Below are 20,124 nucleotides of genomic sequence, written 5' to 3' on the forward strand. Positions count from 1 at the left end.
ACCTCGATGTCCGTCCGGCCAGACTCGACAATCCCGCGCAAAACGTTCCGCCCAATCCGGCCAAAGCCGTTGATCGCTACCTTCACTGTCATGTCCGTGCCTCGCTGATGTGAAAGAATCCCGCTCCAAGAACGGAATTTGCACGGGAAGGTCAAGATCGTCGGGCTATGTTAGCGCCAGAAGGCGACCCATTCCATGAGGTCCATGAATTTCAGGGTCAGGAAAAACGAATTGTCCCAGTCAAACAGGATGCCATCCGCGACAAGCGCCACCGCGATCAAAATCGTCAGACCAAGTGCGATACTGTTGCTCATGACGCCTCCGTTCGAGATGTGGCCCTGAATGGTCCGGACAGGTGAAACTGATAGCAGTGTGGCGGGCAAGTTCAAGCGCGCCGGGGATATTGCAGGCGAGGGGGCGCAATTCATGCTTTGTTTCGGTAATGTCACTACCTGAGACCAATCGAATCGGTGTGCAGCGAAAACCGCAGTTCGGGAAAGCGTAGAATGAGTGACATGAAGGATTTGGAAGGCCGCATTGCCATGGCCCTTGAGAGGATCGGCAAGGGTATCGAGGCCCTCAAGGCTTCGCCGGTGGAGGGTGCGGGGCCAGATGCGGAAGGCATGCAAAAGGATCTGGAGGAGGAGCGTGCGGCGCGTGAGGCTGCCGAAAAAGCGCAGAACGCACAGCGGCAGCGGATCGTTCAGTTCAAGCGGTGGGTGAAAGGTCTCAAGGAAGAAATCGCTCAGCGGGACAGGGAGATTGCGCGACTCAAGGCCGTCAATACCGAATTGCGTGTTACCAGTCGCGCCCTGCGCGGCGCCAATGCCGAGGGCCTTGGTAATGCGCTGCTGATCAACAAGGCCATGGAAGCGGAACTGGACGCCCTGAATTCGCTTCGCGATTCCGATCGCAGCGAACTTGACACCATCATTCGCGAAATCGAAACCCTGGTCGATCTCCGGGAGAATAAAGAAGATGCCTGATGTCCAGATCACCATTGGCGGCCGGATGTTTGAGGTCGCCTGTCAGCAAGGTGAGGAAGAATACCTTCAGAATGCCGTACGGCTTCTGGATACGGAGGCCAGGGCCGCGAATGAGCAGATCGGTCGCCTGACAGAGTCGCGCATGTTGCTGATGGCGGGGCTGATGCTGGCTGACAAGGCTGCCGGCATGGAGCGAAAGCTGCGTGCGCTTGAGGCCGCGCATGCCCAACAGGTCGGGGAACTGGAAAAGTTGAAAGATGCGCCCCTGCCCGCGCCGGAGCGGGTGGAAGTGCCCGTTATTCCCGCCGGGTTGCGGGATCTTCTGGCTGAACTGGCCGCACGCACCGAGGCCCTTGCGGATGCCGTGGAGGAAAAGCAGACGCGTGTGGACTGAGGCGCGTTTCCGGGTGCTGTCTGGCTGTTCCGCGGGCACACGATGACGGCCAGGGGCCGTCACCGATGTCCTCGGGATATACACGGGGTGTAGGAGCTGCTGCCTGTTTTTCCCACCGGGTTTGGCAGGGAAACGTCACTTGGGCCGCGCCTGCCCTGTTTCATGACCGCCCCTGATGCATGCCTGCGCGGCATGCGCAGCGACCCGCCTATGGCCCGCATGCGGACCCCGGCACGAAAGACCGTCCGCAGCGGACTGGCCAGGGGCGAAATACCCCGGCGCGGGGAGTCGGAAGGTTGTCCGGCGATCAGGCGTTTGCAGCGCGGATCTTGTCGGCGGCATCCTTGGAATAGGCCACGCCCTTGTCGTCGAACAGCTTGTCCAATTCTCCCGAAAGGGTCATCTCGGTCACGATATCACAGCCTCCGATGAACTCACCCTTCACGTAAAGCTGGGGGATGGTCGGCCAGTCCGAATAATCCTTGATCCCTTGCCGGATGTCTTCGTCTGCCAGTACGTTCACGTCTGCAAAGTCGATCCCCATGAAGGTCAGGACCCCTGCCACGCGGCTGGAAAAGCCGCATTGCGGTGCCCCCTTGGTGCCTTTCATGAACAGAACGACATCGTTGTCGTCGATGGTTTGCTTGATCTTGGTCTGGGCGTCGGGCATGGGTTACTCCGGGGCTTTGGTGGTCAGGGCAAGCGCATGGAGTGCGGCGTCAGAGCCGTCCATTTGCTCTTTCAGCGCGGCATAGACTGCGCGCTGCTGCTGGACGCGGTTCATTCCGCGAAAGCTCTCGTCGATGACTTCGGCGGCATAATGGTTCCCGTCGCCGGCGATGTCGGTGATGGTGATCCGCGCCTCCGGGAAGCGGGTGCGGATCAGGGTTTCGATCTCTTCGGGCGCGATGGCCATGTCGGGGCGTCCTTTACTTTAGTCAGTCCAGATGTAGGCCAAGGAGCGGGCGGCGACAACACTCAGCCGAATGTCTCTTCAAAGCTTCCGCGGTAAAGGGCGGACAAGTCCGTCAGCGGGGCCTCGTGGCCGCCGAAGCTGACGGTGTCGCCCCCGAACTTGCCGACGGTTTCCAAATGTACACCGGCCTGCCCCGCCGCAACCATAAGGGCTTCGGCCGCATCGAAAGAACAGGCGATCAGATAGCGGCCCTGATCCTCACCAAAGAGCGTGGGCGTGTCTGATGCCTCCAGATGTATGCCCAAGCCTGCGGCTTCTGCCATCTCGAATGCCGCGAGCGCGAGCCCGCCGTCCGACAAATCCGTTGCGGCAGCGATCCAGGCGCGGTTCTCGCGGATGAAGATACCGTTGCGGCGTTCTGTCTCCAGGTCCACATGGGGTGCATCGCCGTCCTCACGGTTGAAGACCTCGTAGAGCAGGGCGGATTGCCCCAGATGCCCGGTCGTTTTTCCGACCAGAAGTGCCAGAAACCCGGCCTGGGGCTGACCGGAGATCAGGTCGTCGAGGCTTTCCAGCAGGCCGACCGCCCCGATCGTGGGGGTGGGCAGGATCGGCGTGCCGTCGGTTTCATTATAAAGCGAGACGTTGCCCGACACGATCGGCATGTCCAGTGCCTTGCAGGCGGCGCCGATGCCCTGGATGGCCCCCACGAACTGGCCCATGATCTCCGGTTTTTCGGGGTTGCCGAAATTCATGTTGTCCGTGGCGGCCAGCGGCCTTGCGCCGACCGCGCAGAGGTTGCGAAACGCCTCGGCTACGGCCTGCTTGCCGCCCTCCCTCGGGTTGGCGCGTACGTAGCGGGGCGTGACATCGGCGGTAAAGGCCAGCGCCTTTTGCGTGCCGTGCACGCGCACGACGCCAGCGCCAAGGCCGGGACGGCGCACGGTGTCGGCCATCACCTGGCTGTCGTATTGTTCATAGACCCACTGCCTGGCCGCATGGTTGGGGCTGGCGATCAGCGCCTTGAGACCATCCACCGGGTCGATTCCGGGGACATCTTCCATTTCCGGGGCAGGGGGTGTTTCCACCCACGGGCGGTCGTATTCCGGTGCATTGCCCGACAACGCCTTGAGCGGCAGGCTCGCTTTTTCCTCGCCGTTGTGGAGGATGAGGAAACGATCTTCGCTTATGGTTTCGCCGACGATGGCGAAGTCCAGATCCCACTTGTCGAAAATCGCCTTTGCCTCTGCCTCTTTCTCGGGGCGCAGGACCATCAGCATGCGTTCCTGGCTTTCCGAAAGCATCATTTCGTAGGCGGTCATGTTTTCTTCGCGGCAGGGCACGCGGTCGAGATCGAGCCGTACGCCAAGGTTGCCCTTGTCGCCCATCTCCACCGCCGAGCAGGTCAGCCCCGCAGCGCCCATGTCCTGGATGGAGATCACCGCGCCGGTGGCCATCAGTTCAAGGCAGGCCTCCATCAGGCGTTTCTCGGTGAAGGGATCGCCGACCTGAACCGTGGGGCGCTTTTCCTCGATGCCGTCGTCGAACTCCGCGCTGGCCATCGTGGCGCCGCCGACGCCATCGCGTCCGGTCTTGGCCCCGAGATAGACGACCGGCATGCCCACGCCGCTGGCGGCGGAGTAGAAGATCTTGTCCGCATCGGCCAGACCGGCGGCAAAGGCGTTCACAAGGCAGTTGCCGTTATAGGCCGGGTGGAACCGGACTTCGCCGCCCACGGTGGGTACGCCAAAGCAGTTGCCGTAGCCGCCGATGCCTTCGACCACGCCATGCACAAGCTGGCGGGTCCTGGGGTGGTCCTTTTCGCCAAACGACAATGCGTTCATCGCCGCGACAGGGCGGGCGCCCATGGTGAACACGTCGCGCAGGATGCCGCCCACGCCGGTGGCCGCGCCCTGATAGGGCTCGATATAGCTGGGATGGTTGTGGCTTTCCATCTTGAAGACCACGGCCTGCCCGTCGCCGATATCCACGACCCCCGCGTTTTCACCGGGCCCGCAAATGACCTGCGGGCCTTCGGTTGGCAGGCTGCGCAGCCATTTCTTCGATGATTTGTAGGAACAGTGTTCGTTCCACATCGCCGAAAAGATGCCCAGTTCGGTAAAGGTCGGTTCCCGGTTCAGAAGGCGCAGAATTTCCGCGTATTCCTCGGGCTTCAGGCCATGGGCCTCGATCAGCTCTTCGGTGATGTTCGGCTCAGCTGTCATGGGGCGGTCTCGTCTTGCTGCATTGCCTGCGTTCTAGGGGCAAGTGGCCCGAAGGGGAAGTGGAAAGCGCGGCCATGTCCCGGTGGTGCGCAGGGCTTGGGCAGAGACGCCGAAAGTTTTGGCGGGTCCCACGGGGCACAAAAAAAGGCCGAGACGAGTCTCGGCCCAAGTCCAACAGGGAGGTAAAGGTGAAAAATGCACCTTCCATTCGGAAATATGGGGGCAAGCGGGGTAACGCAAGACAAATTTCCCGGAATGGTTGCAAATCCGCTATGATTTTAATGCATAGCTCAAGGATTGTGCGCTACCCGCAGCCGGTGTTGGGAATCCGAAATCTCTGCGGTTACGAAGTCCCGGAAGGCGGCGATGCGTTTGGAGTGGCGCAGTTCTTCGGGGTAGGCGAGGTAGACCGGCACCTCGTTGCTTTCGGTTTCCGGCATGACACGGATGAGCTGAGGGTGATCTTCGGTCACGTAATCGGGCAGAATCCCGATGCCCAGCCCGTTCAGGACCGCCTGCAAAACCCCGAAATAGCTGTTCACGGTCAGAACCGAAGGGACGTTCTGCGCCAGAAGTTCCTGTGCCAGACGCGCCCCGGCATTCACCTGTGTCGACCGTGTGTTCTGGCAGATCAGCCGGTGGCTGGTCAGGTCGTCCAGGGTTTCCGGAGTGCCGTACTGATCCAGGTAGGGCTGTACAGTGTAAAGACGCATCTTGACACTCATCAGGCGACGGCGGATCAGATCGGCCTGGCTGGGTTCCTTCATGCGGATGGCGACATCGGCTTCACGCATCGGAAGGTCGAGAACCTGCTCCTCCAGCATCAGGTCGATCTTAATATCCGGGTGCTGCGCGTAGAGCTTGGGCAGGCGCTTTGCCAGCCAAAGAGAGCCAAAGCCCGTGGTCGTGGTCACGCGCAGTTCGCCGAAGACTTCCTCTACGCTGTCGCGGATGCGCGCCTCGGCGGCTTCAAGCCGTTTGGTCATGGCGCGGGTGGCGTCGAACAGCAATTCCCCCTGCTCGGTCAGAATCAGCCCGCGGGCGTGACGGTGGAACAGTGTCGTGTTCAGGCTTTCCTCAAGCGCCCGAATTTGCCGGCTGACAGCCGACTGCGACAGGTGCAGGGCATCGCCGGCGTGGGTCAGGCTGCCCGCGTCCGCGACCGCGTGGAAGATTCTGAGCTTATCCCAATCCATCATGCAATTCCTGCAAACCTGTTATGCTGATTCCGACAGATACCTACCCTTGCCCGTGTGCGATTTGCAAACCGAAAGATCGGGTAATTTTTCGCTTGGTAGGTCAATTTTTATGACCTATAATTTTGGCCGGGCGCGCTTCTCCGCGCCGGGGAGGAAACATGGTAAATCACGATATTCGCCTTGGCGACCGCTATGACCTGTCCCGTTCGCCGGTCTTGTTGAACGGGACGCAGGCTCTGGTGCGGCTGATGCTGATGCAGGCGGCCCGCGACAAGGCGGCAGGGCTCCACACCGCGGGTTACGTCACGGGGTATCGCGGTTCGCCCCTGGGGGCGGTCGATTTGCAGATGGCCCGCGCGCGAAGCGAACTCGGCGCCGCCAACATCCTGTTCCAGCCCGGCCTGAACGAGGATCTTGCGGCAACGGCACTTTGGGGGACGCAGCAGGCCGGGTTACGGGGTGAGGGCAGGTATGACGGCGTTTTCGGCCTGTGGTACGGCAAGGGGCCGGGGGTGGACCGTTCCGGCGACGTGATGCGCCACGCCAACATGGCGGGGACTGCGCCGCTGGGCGGCGTGCTGATGGCGATGGGGGATGACCATACGGGCGAGAGCTCCACGGTTTGTCATCAGTCCGATTGGGCGCTGGTCGATGCCTACATGCCGGTGCTGTCGCCGGCCGGGGTGCAGGAAATTCTTGATTTCGGGCTTTACGGGTTTGCGCTCTCGCGCTTCGCCGGGATTTGGGCCGGGCTGAAGATGATGAAGGACACGGTAGAGGTGACATCGGTCGTCGACGGGCGGCCGGACCGGATGCAGATCGTCACCCCCGACTTCGACATGCCGCAGGGCGGGCTGAACATACGGATCAACGATCATTGGGTACCCCAGGAAGCGCGCATGATCGATTACAAGCGTTTCGCGGCCGAGGCGTTCGCCCATGCCAACCGGATCGACCGCCGGGTCTGGGGCAAGCCGGGGGCGAAGATCGGCTTTGTTGCGGCGGGAAAAAATTGGCTGGATCTGGTGCATGCGCTCAATCTTCTGGGTATCGACGAGACAGCCGCCCTGCGCCTTGGCCTGACGACCTACAAGGTCGGGCAGGCCTGGCCGCTGGACATGACGGGATTTTCCGAGTGGTCCGAGGGGCTGGAACTGATCGTCGTCGTCGAGGAAAAGCGCAAGCTGATCGAGGTGCAGGCCAAGGAAGCGATTTTCCACAACCGCCATGGGCGTCGTATTTATGGTTGGGAGAATGACCGGGGAGAGGAACTGTTCCCGACGCGCTATGCGCTTGATCCGGTCATGATCGCCGAAAAGCTGGGTTCGATCCTGATCGAGGAGGGGCGCGGCACAGAGGGTGTGCGCGCCGCGCTTGCCCGGCTGGAGGATGCGCGCCGCGCCGACAACGCCAAGGAAATCGCCGCCCGCTTGCCGTATTTCTGCGCGGGGTGTCCGCACAACACGTCCACCCGCTTGCCGGAGGGGTCCCGTGCCTATGCGGGGATCGGTTGCCACATCATGGCCCTTTGGATGGACCGTGAGACCAGCGGCTTCACCCATATGGGGGCGGAGGGCGCGAACTGGATCGGCGAGGCGCCCTTTTCCACCCGGAACCATGTGTTCCAGAATCTCGGCGACGGAACCTACAACCACTCCGGCATTCTGGCGATCCGCGCGGCGGTCGCGGCAGGCACGACGATCACCTACAAGATTCTTTACAATGATGCCGTCGCGATGACCGGCGGCCAGCCGAACGAGGGCGGTCTTGCCCCCCGGCGTATCGTCGATGAACTTCTGGCCATGGGCGTGGGCAAGGTGGCCGTCGTGTATGACGAGAAGGAGGACGTGGACACCGGCGCCTTCCCCCCCGGTGTAAACTGTTACCCGCGTGCGGATCTTATGCAGGTGCAGGAGGACATGCGTGACACCGCAGGTGTGACGGCAATCGTTTACATCCAGACCTGCGCCGCGGAAAAGCGCCGCCGTCGCAAGCGTGGCACCTTCCCCGACCCGGACACGCGCATTTTCATCAATGCAGATATTTGTGAGGGCTGCGGCGACTGCGGGGTACAATCCAACTGCGTCGCCATCGTGCCGCGGGAAACGCCGCTGGGCCGGAAACGCGCCATCGACCAATCCGCCTGCAACAAGGATTTTTCCTGCCTGCAAGGGTTTTGCCCCTCGTTCGTGACAGTGGCGGGCGCCACCCCGCGCAAGGCCGCCAGCGCAGAGGTCGATCCGGGTGAGTTGCCTGCCCCGGCACTTCCTGCCATCGACGGCACCCATAACGTGGTGATCACCGGTGTCGGCGGGACCGGGGCGGTGACGATCGGGGCGATTCTGGCCATGGCCGCGCATATCGACGGCAAGGGGGCGGGGATGATGGAGATGGCCGGGCTGGCTCAGAAAGGCGGGGCGGTGCATATCCATTGCCGCATCGCCGAGCGTCCCGAGGACATTTCCGCCATTCGCGTTGCGACGGGAGAGGCCGATGCGGTGGTCGGCGGCGATCTGGTCGTCAGCGCGGGGGCGAAGACACTGGGCCTGATGACCACGGGGCGGACGGCGGGGGTGGTCAACAACCACGACATCGTCACCGGCGCGTTCACCCGCGACCCGGAATTCCGCGTCCCCTCGGAGCGCCTGGAGATGGCCTTGCAGGCGCGCCTGAAAGATCGCCTGCACCTGTTCGACGCCACGGAACTGGCGCGGTGTGCTATGGGCGATACGATCTTTGCCAACATGATCGTGACCGGGGCGGCGTGGCAGCGGGGTCTGTTGCCTCTCAGCCACGGGGCGATGGTCCGTGCCATCGAACTGAACGGCGCGGGCGTGGCACAAAATCTCAAGGCGTTCGAACTGGGCCGGTGGGCCGTGGTGCATCCGGAGGAGGCCACGGCGCTGATCACACCTGCGGTTCGCCCCGCGCCAACGCTGGAGGCTGTCATGGCAGCCCGCGCGGCGCATTTGCGCGCCTATCAGTCCGCCCGTCTGGCACGCCGCTACATCCGCCTGGTGGAACGGGCCGAAGATCCGCGTTTGAAAGAGGCCATCGCCAAGGGGTATCACAAACTCCTGGCCTATAAGGATGAATACGAGGTCGCGCGCCTGCACCTGCGCACCGAGGCCCTTGCGCGGGAGGCGTTCGATGGCGACATCCGCCTGACTTACCATCTTGCGCCGCCGTTTCTGGACCGTCCCGGTGCGGGGCAGCGCCCGGCCAAGCGCCGCTATGGCTCCCGGATGCGCCAGATGTTTCGCGTCCTGGCGGCCATGCGCCGCCTGCGAGGTACGCTGCTGGATCCGTTCCGATGGCAGGAGGAGCGCCGCACCGAACGGGCCCTGATCGCCCGGTACGAAGCCGATATGGAGGACGCCCTGCATGCCGGGAACAGGGACGCCGCCGTGGCGCTGGCGGAGCTGCCGTTGCAGATCCGTGGTTTTGGCCCGGTCAAGCGCGCCAACCTCGACAAGGCGGAGGACCGGCGCAAGGTGCTTTTGGCCGCGCTGCACGCGCCCGCGCGGGGGGCGCCGGTGGCGGCGGAGTGAAACTCTTTCCTGCGGAGGCGTTTTGGTGTAGCCCGCACGCAGGCGCGGCATGGCAGCGCCTTGTTGGGGTAATGCCAATGCAGCGCCAGATCGCGCGCGACATCAGCTATGCCAGTTCGGCCCGGACAAGGGGGGGGCGGGTGCTGATACGTGTTGTCGAGAACGCCAGCGGCCGGTTGCGGCTGATCCGGCGGGCGCGGGGCTATGAGCGGGAGGTCGCTTCCGGGCGGGATTTCTGGGACGTGATGGTCGCCCGCTACGGTTTGAGCCTGGAGATCACGCGCGGCAGCCTGGCGAATATCCCGCCGGACGGGCCGCTGGTCCTGGTTGCGAACCATCCCTATGGAATTCTGGACGGCCTGATGTTGGGCTACATTCTGTCGCGGACGCGGCGGGATTTCCGCATTCTGGCCAACTCCGTTTTCCGCAAGGCCGAGGATCTGAACCGGATCGTTCTGCCCATCAGTTTCGACGAAACCCGCGAGGCGCAGGCGCTGAATATCGAAACCCGGCGTGCGGCACTGTCCTTTCTGGGGCAGGGGGGGGCGATCGGTGTATTTCCGGGCGGCACGGTGTCCACCGCGCTGCGGCCTTTTTCCTGTCCGATGGATCCGGGCTGGCGCAGCTTTACCGCACGGATGATCGCGAAATCGGATGCCGCGGTGGTGCCCGTTTATTTCGAAGGCCACAATTCGCGTCTGTTTCAACTGGCCAGCCACCTGCACGCAACCTTGCGGCTTGCGCTTTTGATCAATGAATTTCGCACCCGTGTGGATGAACCCGTGCGCGTGGCCATTGGAGAACCGATCGCTCCGGAGTGCCTGCGACCCCATGCGGGCGATGCACGCAGGATGATGGATTTCCTGCGCAAAGCAACCTATGAGTTGTCGCCAGAGCCGGTGAAATCCTTCGATTACGGCTTCGAGTTTGACCAAAGGCACGGGGCATAGCGAATGGCTGTCGGCATTTTCGATTCGGGTTTGGGTGGGTTGACGGTTCTGGATGCGGTGACGCGTCGGCTGCCCGACGTTCCGTTCGTGTATCTGGGGGATAACGCCCACGCGCCTTACGGGACGCGCAGCGCGGACGATGTGTATGATCTGACCACGCGCGGGGTATCGCGTTTGTTTGAGGAAGGGTGTGATCTTGTCATCCTGGCCTGCAATACCGCCAGTGCCGCCGCCCTGCGCCGCATGCAGGAGGGCTGGCTGCCCCAGGGCAAGCGCGCGCTTGGGGTTTTCGTGCCGCTGATCGAGGCCCTGACCGAAAGGCAATGGGGCGACAACTCCCCCCCGCGGGAGGTTGCGGTCAAGCATGTCGCGCTGTTTGCCACCCCGGCGACTGTGGCCAGCCGGGCGTTTCAGCGGGAGCTGGCTTTCCGTGCGATCGGGGTGGATGTGGAGGCGCAGCCCTGCGGGGGCGTGGTGGATGCCATCGAGGACGGCGACGAGGCCCTGGCCGAGGCCCTTGTGCGCAGCCATGTCGAGGCGCTGAAGCGACGGATGCCGCACCCGGAGGCCGCCATCCTGGGCTGTACGCACTACCCGCTGATGGAGGCGTCCTTTCAGGACGCGCTTGGCCCGCAGGTAAAGGTGTACTCACAGGCCAACCTCGTGGCCGAAAGCCTGGCGGACTATTTGCAACGCCACCCGGATATGCTGGGGGCGGGGACCCGTGGCACCTTTCTGACCACGGGCGACCCGGCCGCCGTGACCGGCAAGGCGACACAATTCCTGCGCCGCCGTATTGATTTTAGCGCCGCCTGATTGCGGTGCGTGTGCCCTGTGCCTAAATACCGATGCAAGACGGAAAGACAGGTCTATGAGTCATAAAATCGCAATCCTGGGGGCTTCGGGGTATACGGGGGCGGAGCTTGTCCGCATCATCGCAACCCATCCGGGGATGGACATCGTGGCCCTTTCGGGGGACCGCAAGGCGGGCCAGCCGATGGAAAGCGTGTTCCCGCATTTGCGCCATCTCGATTTGCCCGATCTGGTGAGAATCGAGGAGATCGATTTTTCCGGAGTGGATCTTGCCTTTTGCGCTTTGCCGCATGCGACGTCACAAGCTGTCATCAAGGGGTTGCCCGGCGATCTCAGGGTCGTGGACCTGTCCGCCGATTTCCGTTTGCGCGACCCTGCGGCCTATGAAAGGTGGTATGGCAAACCCCATGGCGCCCCGGAGCTTCAGGAAGAGGCCGTGTACGGCCTGACCGAGTTTTACCGCGACGACATTCGCGCCGCGCGGCTGGTGGCGGGAACTGGGTGCAACGCCGCCGCGGGGCAGTTTGCCCTGCGCCCGCTGATTTCTGCGGGGGCGGTCGACCTTGACGATATCATCATCGACCTGAAAGCCGGGGTTTCGGGGGCCGGGCGGGCGCTGAAGGAAAATTTGCTCCACGCGGAGTTGTCCGAGGGGTTTCACGCTTATGCCGTGGGGAGCACCCACCGGCATCTGGGCGAGTTCGACCAGGAATTCAGTGCCCTCGCCGGGCGTCCCGTCCAGGTGCAGTTCACGCCCCATCTGATCCCGGCGAACCGGGGTATTCTGGCGACGGTTTGGGTCAAGGGCGATCCTCAGGTCATTCATGCCACCCTGGCCGGGGCGTATGCGGCGGAGCCTTTCCTGCATGTGCTGCCGATGGGGCAAGCCCCCTCTACCCGCCATGTGCGCGGGTCGAACTTTGCTCATATCGGCGTGGTGGGGGACCGCCGCCCGGGCCGGGCGATGGTGATCGTGGCGATCGACAACCTGACCAAGGGGTCCTCCGGCCAGGCCGTCCAGAACGCCAACCTGATGCTGGGGCTGAAGGAGACCGAGGGGCTGATGCTGGCCCCCTGCTTCCCGTAAGGAGGAGACAACATGCGCGGGCTGAAAAAGAAGCGTCGGATACAGGTCATCATCGTGGCGGCGGTTGCCCTTGCGGTTTCAACCGCGCTGATCGGGTACGCGATGCGCGACGGTATCAACTTTTTCCGCTCTCCCAGCCAGATCATGGCGGAACCGCCCGCACCAACGGAGACTTTCCGCATCGGCGGGCTGGTGGAGGAAGGCAGCCTCCGGCGCGGGCAGGGCAAGACCATCCGTTTCAACGTGACCGATGGCGGCGCAGCAGTGCCTGTGACCTATACCGGCGTGCTGCCCGACCTGTTTGCCGAGAACCAGGGAATGGTCGGGACCGGGAGGCTTGTCGAGGGGGTCTTCGAAGCGTCTGAAATTCTCGCCAAGCACGATGAGAGCTACATGCCCAAGGAGGTTGTGGACGCCCTGAAGGAGCAGGGGGTCTACCGTCATACGGAGAACGCCGCGAACGATGGCTGAGGGCCGCGTTAACCGCACTTGAACCACTCTGCCCCCGGTTGACGCAACCGGGGGTTTTCCATGCGGACAGTTCAGGACTTGGCTGAAGAAATCGTTGCCCGTGAGGGCGGCTATGTGAATGACCCGGATGATCCGGGCGGGGCTACGAAATACGGGATAACAGGACAAACGCTACGGCGCCTGGGCCTGGATCTGACCGGCGACGGGCGGGTGGATGACCGCGATGTGCGCCGCCTGACCCGGCGGCAGGCCGTGGATATCATGGTGGAGCATTATTTTCGCCGCCCGCGGCTGGATGCTTTGCCGGAACTTCTCCAACCCGGCGTTTTCGATATGTACGTGAATGCGGGTGCCAACGCGGTCCGGGTGCTGCAGCGGCTGCTTAACGACATGGGGCAGCGTGTGGCGGTGGATGGTGTTGTCGGGCCCGAAACAGCGGCTGCCGCCAAGGCCGCGGCCACCGCGGCACCGGGGGTGATTGCGGATGCCTACGGCATTGCCCGGCGTAATTATTATTATCGTCTGGCCGATTCCCGCCCTGCCAGCCGCAAATACGCCCTCCGCCGCGATGGCGGCAAAGGCGGCTGGATTTTGCGTGCGGAGGAGTTCATCTCTCCCCGTTACCGCCTGACGGAAGCAGAACACACGGCGAGGGTCGCGGCATGGGGATGATTGCCACTCTGGCGGAACTGATGTTTGGGTCCGGTCGTAACGTGGTGCGCGAGACGGTGGAGGCGTTCCGTGCCAGCGCCGAAGGCGCCGATGACCGGGAGGCGCGGATGCAACAGGCCGCGCTGGAGCAGTTCGCCGCCGAGTTCGCGCAGCCCCGACCAAGCCGGTTCGACCGGGTGGTGGATGGGCTCAACCGCCTGCCGCGTCCGGCTTTGGCGCTGGGGACGGTGGGGTTGTTCATCGCGGCGATGGTGGATCCGGACTGGTTCGGATCGCGCATGCGGGGGCTTGCGGAGGTGCCTGAGCCTCTTTGGTGGCTTCTGGGGGCGATTATCTCGTTCTATTTCGGGGCGCGCCACCAGGCCAAGGGGCAGGAGTTTCAGCGTGCCATCGCCCGGACTTTCGTCCGCGCACAGCCAGTGCAAAGCGGTCCCAATCCGGCATTGCGCGATTGGCGGGGGGGACAATGACGGGGGCGGCCCCGGCCTTTGCGGCGGGTCTGTCGGTTTCGGCGTGGTGTCTGTTTCAGGGCCGGCGTGCGGAGGCGATGTCGGTGGCGATCCTGACCGGGGGCGCGATGCTGACCTGAGATCACGCTATCGTCAGCGGGCGCGGGGTTTGGGCGCAGCCAAAACCGTTGGCGTGCCGGAGGCTTGCCGTTAAATATCGGGCATGTTCATTGAGCTTGGCCACTTTGCCCTGACCCTCGCCTTCGCTGTCGCCCTCGTGCAGACGGTGATTCCCCTGATCGGTGCCCACAAGGGCTGGACCGGATGGATGGCGGTGGCCGAACCTGCGGCCATCGCCCAGTTCCTTTTGACGGCCTTCAGTTTCGCGGCGCTGACCTACGCCTTCGTGGTCTCGGACTTCTCGCTGCGATTGGTGGTGTTGAATTCGCATACGCTCAAGCCGATGCTTTACAAGGTGTCGGGCGTATGGGGAAACCATGAGGGCTCAATGCTGTTGTGGGTGTTGATCCTGACGTTGTTCGGGGCCATGGCGGCGTGGTTCGGGGGCGGCTTGCCACCGTCACTGCGTGCGCGTGTCCTGGCAGTTCAGGCTTCAATCTCGGCAGCATTTTTCGCCTTCATCCTTTTCACCTCCAACCCTTTTCTGCGGCTGGAGGTCCCCCCGTTCGACGGGCAGGATCTCAACCCGCTGTTGCAGGATCCCGGCCTGGCGTTCCACCCGCCGTTTCTCTACCTCGGCTATGTCGGTCTTTCGATCTGCTTTTCCTTTGCCGTCGCTGCGCTGATCGAAGGGCGCGTCGATGCCGCGTGGGGTCGCTGGGTGCGACCGTGGACGCTGGCCGCCTGGATCTTTCTGACGGTCGGTATCGCGCTGGGATCGTGGTGGGCCTATTACGAACTGGGCTGGGGAGGCTTCTGGTTCTGGGACCCGGTGGAAAACGCCAGCTTCATGCCGTGGCTGATTTCGGCGGCGTTGCTGCATTCGGCGATTGTGGTGGAAAAGCGCGAGGCGCTGAAAAGCTGGACCATTCTTCTGGCCATCATCGCCTTCGGTTTTTCGTTGATCGGGGCGTTCATCACCCGCTCGGGGGTGATTACTTCGGTGCACGCCTTCGCCTCGGACCCGGAGCGGGGGGTGTTCCTGCTCGTTATCACCGCGCTGTTCATGGGGGGCGCGCTTACGCTTTATGCCGCGCGGGCGGGGATCATGCAGGCCAAGGGGGTCTTTGGCCTTGTCAGCCGTGAAAGTGCACTGCTTTTCAACAATATCCTGCTGGCAGTTGCCGCCTTGGTGGTGTTTGTCGGAACGATCTGGCCGCTGGTGGCAGAGATGTTTTTCGACCGTAAGCTTTCGGTCGGGGCGCCGTTTTTCAACATGGCGTTCACGCCTTTCATGGTGGTGCTGGGGCTGCTTTTGCCCGTCGGTGCGGTGATGCCATGGAAACGGGCGCGGCTAGGACGGGGCCTGCGCCAGATGTTGCCGGCCGCTATTCTTGCCGTGGCCCTGGGGGCGTTGGCCTGGGCGATGCAAACCGGCCGCAGCGCCCTCGGTCCGGTCGGGGTGATGTTGGGCGCATGGTTGGTTTCCGGGGCGCTGGCCGATTTGTGGTTGCGGTCCGGGCGTGGCGTGCTGGCCGAGCGATTGCGCCGCATGGGGCGCCTGCCACGCGCTGACTGGGGCAAGGCTGTGGCCCATTCCGGTCTGGGGGTAACGATGCTGGGAATCGCGGGGCTGATGGCCTGGCAGCAGGAGGATATCCGCGTCACGCAACCCGGCGAGAGATTCGAGATCGGCGATTATGGCATCGTTCTGGAGGGGGTCGAACGCGTCGAGGGCCCCAACTACATCTCAACCATGGGAACGATGTCTGTCTGGCGGGCAGACCGCCAGGTCGCCACACTCTATCCGGAAAAGCGGGTTTATCCCGTGGCTGGGTCCACGACCACCGAAGCGGCGCTCGATAACGGCGTGTTCCGGGATATTTACGTGGTGATCGGCGATCCGCAGCAGAATGGCGGCTGGGCGGTGCGCAGCTATGTCAAGCCGTTTGCCAACTGGATCTGGGCCGGTGCGATCATCATGGCGCTTGGCGGCGCGTTGAGCCTCTCCGACCGGCGTGTGCGTGTCGCGGCGGGTGCACGCAAATCCGCGCCACCGGTTCCTGCGGAGTAGACACATGTTCAAACGACTTCTTTTCGCTCTCCTTGTTTTTGCGGCCCCGGTTCAGGCTGTGCAACCCGATGAAATCCTGCCCGACCCGGTGCTGGAGGATCGCGCGCGGGAGCTTTCCAAGGGGTTGCGCTGTCTCGTGTGCCGCAATGAGAACATCGACGATTCCAACGCCGATCTTGCGCGGGATCTGCGCCTTTTGGTGCGCGAACGCCTCGTCGAAGGGGACAGCGATGCGGAAGTGATCGATTATGTGGTCGACCGCTATGGCGAATATGTGCTGTTGAAGCCTACGGCGACGGGGTCGAACCTGGTACTATATATTGCCGGGCCGGTCATGCTTCTTCTTGGGCTCGGTCTGGCGGGCGTCTATCTGCGGGGGCGCCGCCGGACGGTCGGGCTGCCGGATCTGAGCGCAGAGGAAGAGGCCCGCCTGAAGGAAATCATGGGGGAGTGACCCCGCGTTCCCCTTTGCGCCGCTTTGCCGCCCGCTAAACTGGCTCCAAAGCTTGGAGGGAGAGGCCGATGGTGTATCAGGCGATCACTTATGACGTTGATCTGGGGGTCGCGGTTCTGACGCTGGACCGCCCCGATGTGATGAATGCGCTCAATACCCAGATGCGAGCAGAGATCACGGATGCGGCTCGCCGTGCCGCTCGGGATGCCCGCGTTCTGGTATTGACGGGTGCCGGGCGGGCATTCTGTTCTGGGCAGGATCTGACCGATGGCGGGAATGTTGCGGATATAGACCTGGAGGCCACTCTGCGCGATGAGTATGAGCCCATGCTCAATGCCATCTACAATAGTCCGATTCCGACGATTGCCGCAGTAAACGGTGCGGCGGCGGGGGCGGGTGCGAATCTTGCGCTGGCCGCCGATGTGGTGATCGCTTCGGAAACAGCGGTGTTCTTGCAGGCCTTTTCCCGGATCGGCCTGATCCCCGATGCAGGCGGAACCTACTGGCTGCCCCGGCAGGTTGGCTTTGCCCGTGCAATGGGTACCACACTGTTCGCCGAACCTGTCAGCGCCGCACAGGCGGCTTCTTGGGGGATGATCTGGGAGGCCATTCCCGAGAAGTCTTTTCCCGATCACTGGCGCGCTCGTGCCGCACACCTCGCGCAGGGACCGACGGAAACCTACCGCCATCTCAAACACGCGATTCGCGAAAGCTACGCGAACGACCTGCCCGAGCAACTGGCGCTTGAGGCCGACCTTCAGGGCCAATGCGGCCGGACCCGCGATTTCCGTGAGGGTGTGATGGCCTTCCTGGAAAAGCGCAAACCTGCCTTTGAAGGGCGCTGAACGGCTTTGCTTTGGTCGAAATATCCCCGCCGGAGGCCCCCGCCTCTGGCGGGGATAAACAAAGGCCGCCTTTTGGAGCGGCCTTTATAGTTGTCATACTGGCTCAGCGGTTTTCCACGTCCACATAATCGCGGCGGGTATGTCCGGTATAAAGCTGCCGCGGACGGCCGATTTTCATCGCCGGGTCGCCGATCATTTCCTTCCACTGGGAAATCCAGCCTACCGTCCGGCTGACGGCGAAGATCGGCGTGAACATCGATGTGGGGAAGCCCATCGCGTCGAGGATGATGCCGGAGTAGAAATCGACATTCGGGTAGAGCTTCTTTTCGACGAAGTACGCGTCTTCCAGGGCGATTCGCTCCAGTTCCATCGCGACCTTGAGGGTCTCGTTGTCTTCGACCCCCAGCAGGTCCAGAACTTCGTGGGCGGATTGCTTCATCACCTTCGCGCGTGGATCGAAGTTCTTGTAGACCCGGTGGCCAAAGCCCATCAGGCGAAACGGGTCGTTCTTGTCCTTGGCGCGCTTGAGATATTCGGGAATGCGATCCACCGTACCGATTTCGCGCAGCATCTCCAGACAGGCCTGGTTCGCGCCGCCATGGGCCGGACCCCACAGGCAGGCGATGCCGGCCGCGATGCAGGCGAACGGGTTCGCCCCGGAGGACGAGGCCAGCCGCACCGTCGATGTGGAGGCGTTTTGTTCATGGTCGGCATGCAGGGTCAGGATGCGATCCATTGCGCGGGAGAGGATCGGATCGACCTCGTATTCTTCCGCCGGGACGGCAAAACACATGCGCAGGAGGTTGGCGGCATAGTCAATATCGTTGCGTGGATAAATGAAGGGCTGCCCGATCGTATATTTGTAAGCCATCGCGGCGATGGTCGGCATTTTGGCGATCAGCCGGACCGATGCCACCTCACGTTGTTGCGGATCGGAGATGTCGATCGAGTCGTGATAAAAGGCCGACATCGCGCCGACGACTCCCACCATGACGGCCATCGGGTGTGCATCGCGCCGGAAGCCGGTAAAAAAGCGGTGCATCTGCTCGTGCACCATGGTGTGGCGCGTGATTCGGGTTTCGAACTCTTCCAGTTCGGGGGCAGTCGGCAACTCCCCGTAGAGCAGCAGGTAGCAAACCTCAAGATAGTGCGATTTTTCCGCCAGCTGATCGATCGGGTATCCCCGGTGCAACAATTCGCCCTTGTCGCCATCGATGAATGTAATGGTCGACTCACAGGAAGAGGTCGAGGTGAACCCCGGGTCGTGGGTGAAAACACCCGCCTGGCTGTAAAGTTTTCGGATGTCCACGACATCCGGGCCAGCCGAAGGGCTGAGAACCGGAAGATCGACGGATTTGCCGTCGAGGGTCAGGGTTGCTGTTTTCTGAGTGTCAGCCATGAAAGTCCCTCTTTTCAGGACCAGGCCGCAACGGCCCGGTCAAAATTCCTGGGGGCTTTCGGCACTGCCTTCAGCCCGTGGCGTCCTCGATCCGGGCGATGGTTTCCTCCCGGCCAATGACGAGCATCATGTCGAATACGCTGGGCGAAACGGTTCGTCCGGCCAGCGCGGCGCGCAAGGGTTGCGCGATCTTGCCCAGCTTCAGATTATGGGCTGCGGCAAGTTGGCCCACCTCTGCTTCCAGCGCATCACGCGACCAGCTAGCATTTTGCAGATGCGGCGTCAATTCTGCCAGTATACGACGGGATACATCATCGAGAGATCCGGCCGCTTTTTCATCGGGCTCAAAGGGGCGTTCTGATAAGATAAAATGTGCTTTTTCAATAAGATGTGCGATCGTTTTCGTTCCGGACTTCATCTGGGGCAAGGCTTTGGAAAAGCGTTCTTTTTGCAGGTCAGTCAAGGGGGCTGACCTTTTTGACGCGAGGTAATCCTCGGCTTCTTGCAGCAGTGCAGCGTCGTCCATCACGGCAATGTGTTGACCGGACAGGTTGTCGAGCTTCTTGAAGTCGAACCGGGCCGGAGATTTCCCGATCCCTTCGAATCCGAACCACGCTTTCGCCTGAGAATCAGTGAAGAACTCGTCGTCTCCGTGTGACCATCCCAGCCGCGCCAGATAATTGCGCATCCCCGCCGCCGGGTAGCCCATGGCCTGATATTCCTCGACCCCCAGCGCCCCGTGGCGCTTGGACAGTTTCTTGCCGTCCGGCCCGTGTATCAGCGGGATGTGGGCCCAGACCGGGACATCCCAGCCCATGGCATGGTAAATCTGCATCTGGCGCGCAGCATTGGCCAGATGGTCGTCCCCCCGGATGACATGGGTCACCCCCATGTCGTGATCGTCGACAACGACGGCCAGCATGTAGGTGGGAGTTCCGTCCGAACGTAACAAAACCATGTCGTCGAGATGATCGTTTTGCCACGTGACATCGCCCTGCACCTGGTCGCGGATCACGGTTTTTCCGGTCCGCGGGGCCTTCAGCCGCACGACAAAGGGCGCATCCGGATGGGTTTGCGGGGCCGCGTCACGCCACGGGCTCTGAAACAGGGAGGAGCGCCCCTCGGCCTTTGCGGCGTCGCGGAAGGCGGCGATCTCCTCTTGCGTGGCAAAGCACTTGTAGGCGTGGCCGGCCGCAAGCATCTGCCGGGCGATTTCGGCGTGGCGGTCGGCGCGGGCAAACTGGCTGATCGGTTCGCCGTCCCAGTCCAGCCCGAGCCAGGACAACCCCTTCAGGATGGCCTCTGTCGCTTCGGGGGTGGAGCGCGCCCGGTCGGTGTCCTCGATCCGCAGCAGAAACCTGCCGCTGCGCCCGCGGGCATAAAGCCAGTTGAACAGCGCCGTGCGCGCGCCGCCGATATGCAGATAACCGGTGGGGGAGGGGGCAAAACGGGTAACGGGGGCCTCAGACATGCGCCTTAACCTTTTGTAAACCATGCGGGGGATAGCATCCCTCCTGTC

At 62.7% G+C, this 20,124-nt stretch carries 21 protein-coding genes; 13 read left to right on the plus strand and 8 right to left on the minus strand.

All coding sequences use genetic code 11. From position 1 onward, the window contains the following. Together C8N32_RS15490 and C8N32_RS14985 are read right to left on the minus strand one after the other, a co-directional pair. Positions 1-92 (minus strand): glyceraldehyde 3-phosphate dehydrogenase NAD-binding domain-containing protein (locus tag C8N32_RS15490; protein ID WP_146159704.1); only part of this gene is annotated, 92 nt, incomplete at its 3' end. Between the two features lie 78 nt (positions 93-170). Further along, positions 171-314: a hypothetical protein gene (locus C8N32_RS14985; protein ID WP_170106778.1), complete on the minus strand. Its 144-nt coding sequence runs from the start codon at positions 312-314 to the stop codon at positions 171-173. Positions 315-524: 210 nt separating this feature from the next. Between C8N32_RS14985 and C8N32_RS10585 the strand changes: the two genes are divergently transcribed. Together C8N32_RS10585 and C8N32_RS10590 are read left to right on the plus strand one after the other, a co-directional pair. After that, positions 525-986, plus strand: a complete 462-nt coding sequence (locus C8N32_RS10585; RefSeq protein ID WP_146159705.1) for a hypothetical protein — start codon at positions 525-527, stop codon at positions 984-986. Next, on the plus strand, positions 979-1,380 hold the full coding sequence (locus C8N32_RS10590) for a cell division protein ZapA (protein WP_107892964.1): 402 nt from the start codon (positions 979-981) through the stop codon (positions 1,378-1,380). The genes C8N32_RS10585 and C8N32_RS10590 overlap by 8 nt, the downstream gene beginning before the upstream one ends. Positions 1,381-1,687: 307 nt before the next feature. On the opposite strand, the gene grxD is transcribed toward C8N32_RS10590, so the two are convergent. The 4 genes from grxD to C8N32_RS10610 form a co-directional block, all read right to left on the minus strand. Continuing rightward, complete coding sequence (grxD, locus tag C8N32_RS10595) at positions 1,688-2,050, minus strand: Grx4 family monothiol glutaredoxin (protein WP_107892965.1); 363 nt, start codon at positions 2,048-2,050, stop codon at positions 1,688-1,690. 3 nt (positions 2,051-2,053) lie between these two features. Then, a complete protein-coding gene (locus C8N32_RS10600) occupies positions 2,054-2,296 on the minus strand; it encodes a BolA/IbaG family iron-sulfur metabolism protein (RefSeq protein WP_107892966.1) in 243 nt (80 codons plus the stop codon). 62 nt (positions 2,297-2,358) lie between these two features. Beyond that, positions 2,359-4,521, minus strand: coding sequence for a phosphoribosylformylglycinamidine synthase subunit PurL (gene purL / locus C8N32_RS10605; protein WP_107892967.1), 2,163 nt, complete (start codon positions 4,519-4,521; stop codon positions 2,359-2,361). A gap of 290 nt (positions 4,522-4,811) precedes the next feature. Continuing rightward, the gene (locus C8N32_RS10610; RefSeq protein WP_107893013.1) at positions 4,812-5,717 is read right to left on the minus strand and encodes a LysR family transcriptional regulator; all 906 of its coding nucleotides are present in this window, start codon (positions 5,715-5,717) and stop codon (positions 4,812-4,814) included. A 161-nt stretch (positions 5,718-5,878) separates the two neighbouring features. Between C8N32_RS10610 and C8N32_RS10615 the strand changes: the two genes are divergently transcribed. The 11 genes from C8N32_RS10615 (at position 5,879) to C8N32_RS10660 (ending at position 17,206) form a co-directional block, all read left to right on the plus strand. Next, positions 5,879-9,271 (plus strand): indolepyruvate ferredoxin oxidoreductase family protein, encoded by a 3,393-nt coding sequence (locus C8N32_RS10615; RefSeq protein ID WP_107892968.1) that lies wholly within the window; start codon positions 5,879-5,881, stop codon positions 9,269-9,271. Positions 9,272-9,342: 71 nt separating this feature from the next. After that, a complete protein-coding gene (locus C8N32_RS10620) occupies positions 9,343-10,221 on the plus strand; it encodes a lysophospholipid acyltransferase family protein (RefSeq protein WP_107892969.1) in 879 nt (292 codons plus the stop codon). Positions 10,222-10,224: 3 nt separating this feature from the next. Further along, positions 10,225-11,037 carry a glutamate racemase gene (locus C8N32_RS10625; protein ID WP_107892970.1) on the plus strand — a complete coding sequence of 271 codons (813 nt, stop codon included), beginning with the start codon at positions 10,225-10,227 and terminating at the stop codon, positions 11,035-11,037. A 55-nt stretch (positions 11,038-11,092) separates the two neighbouring features. After that, positions 11,093-12,121 (plus strand): N-acetyl-gamma-glutamyl-phosphate reductase, encoded by a 1,029-nt coding sequence (argC, locus tag C8N32_RS10630; RefSeq protein ID WP_107892971.1) that lies wholly within the window; start codon positions 11,093-11,095, stop codon positions 12,119-12,121. A gap of 12 nt (positions 12,122-12,133) precedes the next feature. Next, positions 12,134-12,592, plus strand: a complete 459-nt coding sequence (ccmE, locus tag C8N32_RS10635; RefSeq protein ID WP_107892972.1) for a cytochrome c maturation protein CcmE — start codon at positions 12,134-12,136, stop codon at positions 12,590-12,592. Between the two features lie 60 nt (positions 12,593-12,652). After that, on the plus strand, positions 12,653-13,264 hold the full coding sequence (locus C8N32_RS10640) for a holin-associated N-acetylmuramidase (protein WP_107892973.1): 612 nt from the start codon (positions 12,653-12,655) through the stop codon (positions 13,262-13,264). Continuing rightward, positions 13,255-13,734 carry a holin family protein gene (locus C8N32_RS10645; RefSeq protein ID WP_107892974.1) on the plus strand — a complete coding sequence of 160 codons (480 nt, stop codon included), beginning with the start codon at positions 13,255-13,257 and terminating at the stop codon, positions 13,732-13,734. The genes C8N32_RS10640 and C8N32_RS10645 overlap by 10 nt, the downstream gene beginning before the upstream one ends. Next, the gene (locus tag C8N32_RS15495) at positions 13,731-13,853 is read left to right on the plus strand and encodes a hypothetical protein (RefSeq protein WP_274610752.1); all 123 of its coding nucleotides are present in this window, start codon (positions 13,731-13,733) and stop codon (positions 13,851-13,853) included. The genes C8N32_RS10645 and C8N32_RS15495 overlap by 4 nt, the downstream gene beginning before the upstream one ends. 83 nt (positions 13,854-13,936) lie before the next feature. Continuing rightward, complete coding sequence (locus C8N32_RS10650) at positions 13,937-15,907, plus strand: heme lyase CcmF/NrfE family subunit (protein ID WP_107892975.1); 1,971 nt, start codon at positions 13,937-13,939, stop codon at positions 15,905-15,907. Positions 15,908-15,911: 4 nt separating this feature from the next. Continuing rightward, entirely contained in the window at positions 15,912-16,361 is a 450-nt protein-coding gene (locus C8N32_RS10655; protein WP_107892976.1) for a cytochrome c-type biogenesis protein, read from the plus strand. A 68-nt stretch (positions 16,362-16,429) separates the two neighbouring features. Beyond that, the gene (locus tag C8N32_RS10660; RefSeq protein WP_107892977.1) at positions 16,430-17,206 is read left to right on the plus strand and encodes an enoyl-CoA hydratase-related protein; all 777 of its coding nucleotides are present in this window, start codon (positions 16,430-16,432) and stop codon (positions 17,204-17,206) included. A gap of 103 nt (positions 17,207-17,309) precedes the next feature. Here the strand turns inward: C8N32_RS10660 and gltA are convergent, their stop codons facing one another. Together gltA and gltX are read right to left on the minus strand one after the other, a co-directional pair. Beyond that, positions 17,310-18,605 (minus strand): citrate synthase, encoded by a 1,296-nt coding sequence (gene gltA, locus C8N32_RS10665; protein WP_107892978.1) that lies wholly within the window; start codon positions 18,603-18,605, stop codon positions 17,310-17,312. A gap of 70 nt (positions 18,606-18,675) precedes the next feature. Continuing rightward, complete coding sequence (gene gltX / locus C8N32_RS10670) at positions 18,676-20,076, minus strand: glutamate--tRNA ligase (protein ID WP_107892979.1); 1,401 nt, start codon at positions 20,074-20,076, stop codon at positions 18,676-18,678. Positions 20,077-20,124: the final 48 nt, after the last annotated feature.

The sequence above is a fragment of the Rhodovulum imhoffii genome (assembly GCF_003046545.1).
Lineage (GTDB): Bacteria > Pseudomonadota > Alphaproteobacteria > Rhodobacterales > Rhodobacteraceae > Rhodovulum > Rhodovulum imhoffii.